The organism is Protofrankia coriariae (assembly GCF_001017755.1).
Lineage (GTDB): Bacteria > Actinomycetota > Actinomycetes > Frankiales > Frankiaceae > Protofrankia > Protofrankia coriariae.
The window spans coordinates 39271-46496 of sequence record NZ_JWIO01000036.1; the positions used below are offsets into that span (position 1 = coordinate 39271).

Here is a 7226-nt window from a genome sequence, read left to right on the forward strand (position 1 = left end):
GGCGCGGGCGGCGTCGTCCGCCTGCGCGTCGTGCAGGAACTCCTCCGCGTCGAAGATGATCCGTCCGTCGTCGCGTCCACCGACCAGCATGTCGAGCGGGCCGGCGAGATGGTCGAGTACTTCGCGGGCATATCGGACGGCCGCCGGACGGTGGCCGCGGTCCCACAGGTACCAGGCGACCGAGGCGGCCAGGCCCGCGTCGTCGGGGTGCGTTTTCGGGTCGAGCGCGGCCCGCGCCGCCCACAGGTACCGCGCCACCGCCGCGGGCACGCCGGTGGCGCCCGGCGACAACCGCTCCGCTCCCGCCACGAATCCCTCGGCGACCCGTAACCATTTACGAGCGGCTCGCCCGCGCCCGGCGCGTACCGCGACCAGCACCATCGCCGCCGCGCCCACCGCCCGGACCGCCGCGGCGGCGGCGATCTCCTGGGTCGAGATCTCCAGCGGCCATTCCACCACCTTGCTGGACGGCAGTGTGTCGGCGATCTCCGCGACCGGCCCGGCCGGTGTGGACCTGGCGAGCCCGGCGGCGGCATCCAGGGAGTCATACCGGCCGTACAGGTCGATGACCTCGGCGACGACATCGAGCGTGCCCGCCGCCACCCGGACCTGGGCCAGCAGCCCGGCGGCGGCGGCGAGTTCCGGGGAAGGAGCACCCCGGCGGGCCGCGGCAGCGGTCAGGACCATCGCCCGCGCACCGGCGTCGGGCACCGTCAACGCACGATCCGTCAGGACCCGGCGGACCAGCGCCCGGATCTGCTCCCCCCATATGCCCCATCGTCGCAGCCTGACCGACGAGCCGTCCCAGACCCGACGGCGGCGAGGGTGTCGTCTACACGGCTGGAAAATTTGCAAGTTTACACTTATAAGCCTAGGCTGATTGAATGACCGGGGAGTTGGATATCGATCAGGTTGCGGCCACGCTTCGGCTGAGCATCGGGCTGCTGCTGCGGCGGCTGCGCCAGGCGCAGCCCACGGGCGAGCTGACAATGCCCGAGTCCTCGGCGCTGGTGCGCCTCGAGCGCGGTGGCCCGACCACGGCGGCCGCGCTCGCCAAGATCGAACAGATCAGCCCGCAGTCGATGGGGGCGACGCTGGGCGCGCTCGAGGCCCGCGGTCTTGTCGAGCGCAGTCCCGACCCACGGGACGGCAGGCGGGTGATCTTATCGGCGACCGAAGCCGGCCTACAGGCGCTGCGCGACAGGCGCAACGCGCGCACCGAACAGTTGGCGAAGGCGCTGTCGAGCGGCTTCACGCCCGCGGAACTCGAACAGCTGATGGCGGCGGCGCCGTTGCTGGAGCGACTGGCGCAGAGCATATGACGCCGGCGAGCGGGCCACGGCGCGGCGGCGGGCGGCCGTCTGTCGGGCAGGCGGTGGGGCCGGCCGGCCACGGCGGGGACGACCGTTACAGGTGGGTGGCCCTGGCGAACACGACCGCTGCCATGTTCATGGCGGGGCTCGACGGATCCATTGTCATCATCGCCATGCCGTCGATCTTCCGTGGCATCAACCTGGATCCGCTGGCGCTGGGCAACGTCGGCTACCTGCTGTGGATGATCATGGGGTACAGCCTCGTCCAGGCCGTGCTCGTCGTCACCCTCGGCCGCCTCGGTGACATGTTCGGCCGGATCAGGATCTACAACGCCGGTTTCGTGGTGTTCACCATCGCCTCCATCCTGCTGTCGTTCGATCCCTTCGACGGCGGCCACGGGGCGCTGTGGCTGATCGGCTGGCGGATGCTGCAGGCGGTCGGCGGGTCCATGCTGATGGCGAACTCGGCCGCGATCCTCACCGACGCGTTCCCCGTCGACCGGCGTGGTTTCGCGCTGGGCATCAACCAGGTCGCCTTCCTGGCCGGCCAGTTCGTCGGCCTGGTCGCGGGAGGTGTGCTGGCGGCCCTGGACTGGCGGGCGGTGTTCTGGGTCAACGTGCCGGTCGGCGTCTTCGGGACGCTGTGGGCGTACCGCAAGCTTCGGGAGACCGGCCATCGGGGGGAAGGTGGGCGTCTCGACTGGTGGGGCAACATCACGTTCGCGGTGGGCCTGGGTATGATCCTGGTCGCCATCACCAAGGGCATCCAGCCGTATCGGGACCACACCATGGGCTGGCTGAACCCCACGGTCATCGCCATGATCACCAGTGGTGTCCTGCTGCTCGTGGCGTTCGTCGTCATCGAGCGCCGGGCCGCCGAGCCGATGTTCGAGCTCGCCCTGTTCCGGGTCCGGGCCTTCATCGCGGGCAGCATGGCGGGTCTCGCCGTCTCCGTCGCCCGCGGCGGGCTGCAGTTCATGCTGATCATCTGGTTGCAGGGGATCTGGCTGCCGCTGCACGGCTTCGACTACCACGACACGCCCTTCTGGGCCGGGATCTACCTGCTTCCGCTGACCGTCGGCGTCATCGTCGCGGGCCCGGTGTCCGGGTTCCTCTCCGACCGGGTCGGCGCCCGCGGCCTCGCCAGCGCCGGGATGCTGGTGTTCGCCAGCAGCTTCGTCGGCCTGACGCTGCTGCCCGTGGACTTCCCCTACTGGGCCTTCGCGCTGCTGATCGCCGCGAACGGGGTCGGCGGCGGCATGTTCAGCGCTCCCAACTCGTCGTCCATCATGGGCAGCGTGCCCGCGAGCCAGCGCGGTGCCGCCTCGGGGATGCGCTCGACCTTCCAGAACGCCGGCACGACGTTGTCGATCGGGGTGTTCTTCTCACTCATGATCGTCGGATTGGCGAGCAGCCTTCCGGAGGCGCTGACCAGCGGCCTGCAACAGCAGGGCGTGCCGCCCGACACCGCACGTGGGATCGCCGACCTACCGCCCGTGTCGTCGTTGTTCGCGACCGTTCTCGGTGCCAACCCGATCGAGCACCTGCTGACGTCCACCGGCGGGCTGTCCACGCTCTCGCCCGAGCACCAGCAGACCCTCACCGGCAGGGAGTTCTTCCCGAACCTGATATCGGAGCCCTTCCACCGTGGTCTCGTGGTGGTGTTCGTGACGGCCGCGGTCCTGGCGCTGCTCGCCGCGTGCGCGTCGTTGCTGCGCGGGGGTCGTCCCCCTCAGCCGGTGCCTGCCGGGCAGATACCGCTGCCCTCCACCGAGCCGTCACCGAGCGGGGCGTCAGCGGCAGGCGGGGGGCTGCCGGTCGGCGTGCCGTCGGCGCCGTCGACGTCCTCGGCTTCGTCGAAATCGCAGGCTTCGTCGAAATCGTCGGCTCGGTCGGCTCCACCGACCCGGCCGGCTTCGCCGGTCCCCGGGGAGTGCGGGCCTGGCGCGGACGGCGGCTGACCTCAGCGGGTCACCGCCCGGGCAGCCCGCTGTGCCCGGACGCGTACCGCGACAATCACCGTCATGAACACAGCGGGGGTTGACAGCGTCATCGTGGCCCACTGGCAGTGGTCCGTGGCCGCGGAGAAGGCGAAACAGCGGATTCGCCGGGGCCGACGGGCCACCCTCGGGCTGGGCGTGGCCGGGACAGTCCTGGTGACCGCCGCCGCGCAGGCCGACGGGAGCGCGGGCCGGGTACTGGCCGCGCTGGCCGCCGCCGCCCTGGCCAGCGCGCCGATCGTGGCCGGTTTCTTCACCGGCCCCAACCACATCAGGACCTGGACGCAGTTACGTTCGGTGTCCGAAGCGGTGAAGGCCGAGATCTACACCTACCTGGCCGGTGTCGGCTCCTACCATGGCTCGCCGGCCGAACGGAGCCGCCAGCTGCTGGAGCGCTGCGAGGCGATCCAGCAGGCCGCCGACGTCCTCCCGCCCGCGGTGCCGGCCGGCGACCTGTCGTCACCCCAGCGGTGGCCGCGGGCGGGCGACATCGCCTCCTACGTGACCCACCGGGTCGACGACCAGATCGGCTACTACGAGTCGCAGGCCGCCGTCGCCGAACGGCGCACCACCCAGTTCCAGTGGGCCGGGCTGGTCGCGAGCCTCGCCGCGGCGGTGCTCGGCGCGCTGGAGGCGGCCACGGGCGGGGCGGCGGTCACCGCCTGGGCGCCGGCGATCACCATGGTGGGGGCGTCGGTGGGCTCGTACGCGGCCGCTTCGCGGTACGAGGACGACGCCCGCGCCTACAAACAGACCGCCCGCCGGCTGCGCTTTCTGCGCGACCGGTGGCGGCTGCCCGCCCCGGCCACCGTCTCCGCCGCCGAACGGACCCGGCTGGACACCGCCTTCGTCACCGAATGCGAAGATGCGATTGCCGTCGAGAACCAGACGTGGACGGCCCGCTGGAACGCCGACGTCCCCACCCCACCTGCCAGCCCGGCCGAACAGCCCGCCTGACCGGCTGGGACCGAGGGCGCTGATCTCCGGTGTCACCGCTGCATACCTGCTTCGGAGCCCGGAGAACGCCCGTCGACTACTGACGGCCATCGACCGGCTCGAAAGCGGTGGCGGCGTGGTACGAGACCTTGCCGAGTGAAGATCGTCTGGGATGAGAACGCCTGGGAGGACTACCTGTGGTGGCAGGCCCAGGATCGTAAGCTACTGCGGCGGATCAACGCCCTGATTCAGGACATCGCCCGCAACGGGAACGAGGGCATCGGCAAGCCGGAGCCCCTGAGACACGGGTTCCAGGGCTACTGGTCACGACGTGTCAACGACGAACACCGGCTCGTCTACAAGATCAGTGAAGGTGAGATTCGCATAGCCCAATGCTGTTATCACTATAAGTAATCATCGCTACGGGTGAAGCGCCGGAGCTGTCGGGCCGGCGGCATGGCCGCGGTGGGGGAGGCGCGCGTCCGGTTGTGGTCAGGCGCCGAAGGAAGCGCTGGCGGACGACCGTCGCGTGCCGGACGACCGGGTGAGCCGGGCCATCACCGACACGACGACGCGTCCGGCCGCCGCCGTGTCACGACAAGGCCGCGCCGCCCGGGCCACCGGCCGACATCCCGGTTCCCGTGCCGGCTGAGTCTGCTTGCCGACGCGGTTCTACAGTCAGCGGGTATGGCGGTGGTACAGAACGTGAACGCGCCGACGGACGGTTCGTCGGGAACGGGCGGGCCGACCGTTCGCCCGAGGGCGAGGGAGGCGACTGCCGACGTGCTCACCGTCCTGCGGCTGTGCGCGGCCGGCAGGCTGCGGTGCAGCGAGAAGACGCAGCGGCCGGCAGCCGCGACCNCCGGCAGCCGCGACCGTCGCCACCGTCGCCGGCGTCCTCACCGGCGGTGACTTCTACCGGGAGGAGCCGATCGCCGCGTTCGCGTGGCCGCTGCTGCTGCAGGCCGGTGGCCTGGCCGAGGTCGTCGGCGGGCGGCTGCAGCTGACCGCTCGGGGTCGCGGCGCGCTGGCCAGGCCCGCGGCGGAAACGATCCGTCATCTCTGGCGGCGCTGGGCCGGCCATGCCGTGATCGACGAGATGAGCCGGATCGAAGCAATCAAGGGCCAGCGGTCGGCCCGGGCCCTGACCGCGGCCGGCCCGCGGCGCAGGGCCGTCACCGCGGCGCTCGCGATCTGTCCGCCCGGGGAGTGGATCGCGGTGGACGAGTTGTTCACCCGGATGCGGCGCGACGGCTCCTCGTTCACGGTGGCGCGTGACACCTGGAAGCTGTACCTCGAGGATCCGCAGTACGGCAGCCTGGGATACGACGGCTTCCACGACTGGCCGCTGCTGGAGGGCCGATACACCCTGTGCCTGCTGTTCGAGTACGCGGGGGCGCTCGGCCTGTTCGACCTCGAATACGGCGATCCGGTCGATGCCCGCGACGACTTCCACGCGAACTGGGGCGCCGACGGCCTGGGTTATCTCAGCCGCTATGACGGCCTGTACGCCGTCCGGCTGAACACGCTCGGCGCATACGTCCTCGGACTGGCCGAACAGTACGAGCCGGAGCCGGAAAGCGGCGGCGGAGCAGGCCCGGAGCTCAAGGTCCTGCCGAATCTGGATATCGTGGCAACCGGTGCGGTGAAGCCCGCCGACGAGCTTCTCCTGGACGCCTACGGGCAGCGTTCATCCGACCGTGTCTGGTCGCTGAACCTCACGTCGTTGCTGGCCGCGGTCGACGCCGGCCGCCCACTGGAGGAACTGCGGCGCTTTCTCGACGACCACGCCGACCATGCCGTACCGGCCACCGTGACCAGGCTTTTCGAGGATGCCACGGCCCGGGTCGGCCAGTTGCGTGACCTCGGGCTCGCGCGGGTGGTCGAATGCACCGACCCGGCGGTGGCCGCTCTCATCACCGCCGACCGCAGGCTCCGCCGATTCTGCCAGTCGGTGGGGGATCGCCATATCGCCGTACCGGTCCAGCACGAGGCCGATTTCCGCACCGCTCTCCGGAAACTGGGCTACGTCATCCCCACCGGCCCCACGGAGTAGCCGCCGACGCCTACCGTCCCACCCCGAGACGCATGGCCACCCGTGGCCATCGGCCCAGGCCGTGCTCGGTCTCCCGGTTGCGGATCTCCCGCAGCCCTGGTGTCAGCTCGGCCTCGGTGAGGCAGCGGAACCCGCATCGCGCATAGTAGGGGGCATTCCACGGTACGTGCACGAATGTGGTGAGGGTCAGCGCTGGTATGGCCTCGGCAGCTGCGTGATCAGCGATGTGTTCGATCAGTGCCCGCCCCACCCCGCGGCGGGCGCTGNNNNCCCCGCGGCGGGCGCTGTCCGGCCGCACCGATACCTGCTCGATGTGCATGTTGCCGTCGACGAGGTCCGTGATCAGGTAGGCGACCAGACGGCCGGTCCCGTCTGCGGTACCCCAGGCATGGCCGGCCCGCTGATAGAGCGCGAGTTCGTCGACGGTGAGCGGCTCGTCATCGGCGATCTCGGGCATGCCGATGTCGCGGAACCACCGGCCAGCGGCACGCTCGATGTCCTGGAGCACTGACAGTTCCTCGAACCGGACCGGTCGGATGCGCACGGATTCATTGTCACCACCGTGGAAGATCCCTGCGCGGGCGGAGTCATGCCCTCCGGGTGCGGGAACCGGTGCCACGACCGGTGCCGCGACCGGTGCCGCGACCGGTGCGGGGATGGCGGTGGCGCTGGGATAAAGTCCGGCGCCGTATGCGTGCGCCGTGTAGTTGATGGGCCGGCTGCCGGCGCGGGTGGCATCTCCCCGCCGTGATCCGACCATGATCCGGAACGGCGCCCGGCGTGGCCGTGATTCGGTGCATGGTGCATGGTGCGGAAGGCGGGTCAGCGGTGTCCGAAGAAGCCAGCGGACGATCCAGGGGAGAAGGCTCCGGGAAGGGCAGGGATTCCCGGGAAATCGAGGAAGCCGGGGAAACCGGGGAA

General features: G+C 70.7%; 7 protein-coding genes. 5 read left to right on the forward strand and 2 right to left on the reverse strand.

What is annotated here, in order from left to right; translation table 11 throughout:
- The coding region (locus FrCorBMG51_RS18890) for a hypothetical protein (protein WP_162233248.1) at positions 1–717 on the reverse strand (717 nt) is incomplete at its 3' end.
- Positions 718–884: 167 nt separating this feature from the next.
- Between FrCorBMG51_RS18890 and FrCorBMG51_RS18895 the strand changes: the two genes are divergently transcribed.
- The 5 genes from FrCorBMG51_RS18895 to FrCorBMG51_RS18915 all read left to right on the forward strand — a co-directional run bounded on the left by FrCorBMG51_RS18895 (position 885) and on the right by FrCorBMG51_RS18915 (position 6305).
- Positions 885–1322 carry a MarR family winged helix-turn-helix transcriptional regulator gene (locus FrCorBMG51_RS18895; RefSeq protein ID WP_047224382.1) on the forward strand — a complete coding sequence of 146 codons (438 nt, stop codon included), beginning with the start codon at positions 885–887 and terminating at the stop codon, positions 1320–1322.
- A complete protein-coding gene (locus FrCorBMG51_RS18900) occupies positions 1319–3274 on the forward strand; it encodes an MFS transporter (protein ID WP_047224383.1) in 1956 nt (651 codons plus the stop codon). Before FrCorBMG51_RS18895 ends, FrCorBMG51_RS18900 begins: the two co-directional genes overlap by 4 nt.
- A gap of 63 nt (positions 3275–3337) precedes the next feature.
- On the forward strand, positions 3338–4270 hold the full coding sequence (locus tag FrCorBMG51_RS18905) for a DUF4231 domain-containing protein (protein WP_047224384.1): 933 nt from the start codon (positions 3338–3340) through the stop codon (positions 4268–4270).
- Between the two features lie 135 nt (positions 4271–4405).
- Positions 4406–4663 (forward strand): Txe/YoeB family addiction module toxin, encoded by a 258-nt coding sequence (locus tag FrCorBMG51_RS18910; protein ID WP_047224385.1) that lies wholly within the window; start codon positions 4406–4408, stop codon positions 4661–4663.
- A gap of 685 nt (positions 4664–5348) precedes the next feature.
- Positions 5349–6305 (forward strand): helicase-associated domain-containing protein, encoded by a 957-nt coding sequence (locus tag FrCorBMG51_RS18915; protein WP_235433721.1) that lies wholly within the window; start codon positions 5349–5351, stop codon positions 6303–6305.
- A 10-nt stretch (positions 6306–6315) separates the two neighbouring features.
- On the opposite strand, the gene FrCorBMG51_RS31730 is transcribed toward FrCorBMG51_RS18915, so the two are convergent.
- Positions 6316–7065 carry a GNAT family N-acetyltransferase gene (locus FrCorBMG51_RS31730; protein ID WP_235433722.1) on the reverse strand — a complete coding sequence of 250 codons (750 nt, stop codon included), beginning with the start codon at positions 7063–7065 and terminating at the stop codon, positions 6316–6318.
- Positions 7066–7226 lie beyond the last annotated feature (161 nt).

Excerpts from the sequence above, each read along its gene's own strand:
- FrCorBMG51_RS18895 (WP_047224382.1), top strand. The coding sequence starts at position 885 with ATGACCGGGGAGTTGGATATCGATCAGGTTGCGGCCACGCTTCGGCTG.
- FrCorBMG51_RS18900 (WP_047224383.1), top strand. The coding sequence starts at position 1,319 with ATGACGCCGGCGAGCGGGCCACGGCGCGGCGGCGGGCGGCCGTCTGTC.
- FrCorBMG51_RS18905 (WP_047224384.1), top strand. The coding sequence starts at position 3,338 with ATGAACACAGCGGGGGTTGACAGCGTCATCGTGGCCCACTGGCAGTGG.
- FrCorBMG51_RS18915 (WP_235433721.1), top strand. The coding sequence starts at position 5,349 with ATGAGCCGGATCGAAGCAATCAAGGGCCAGCGGTCGGCCCGGGCCCTG.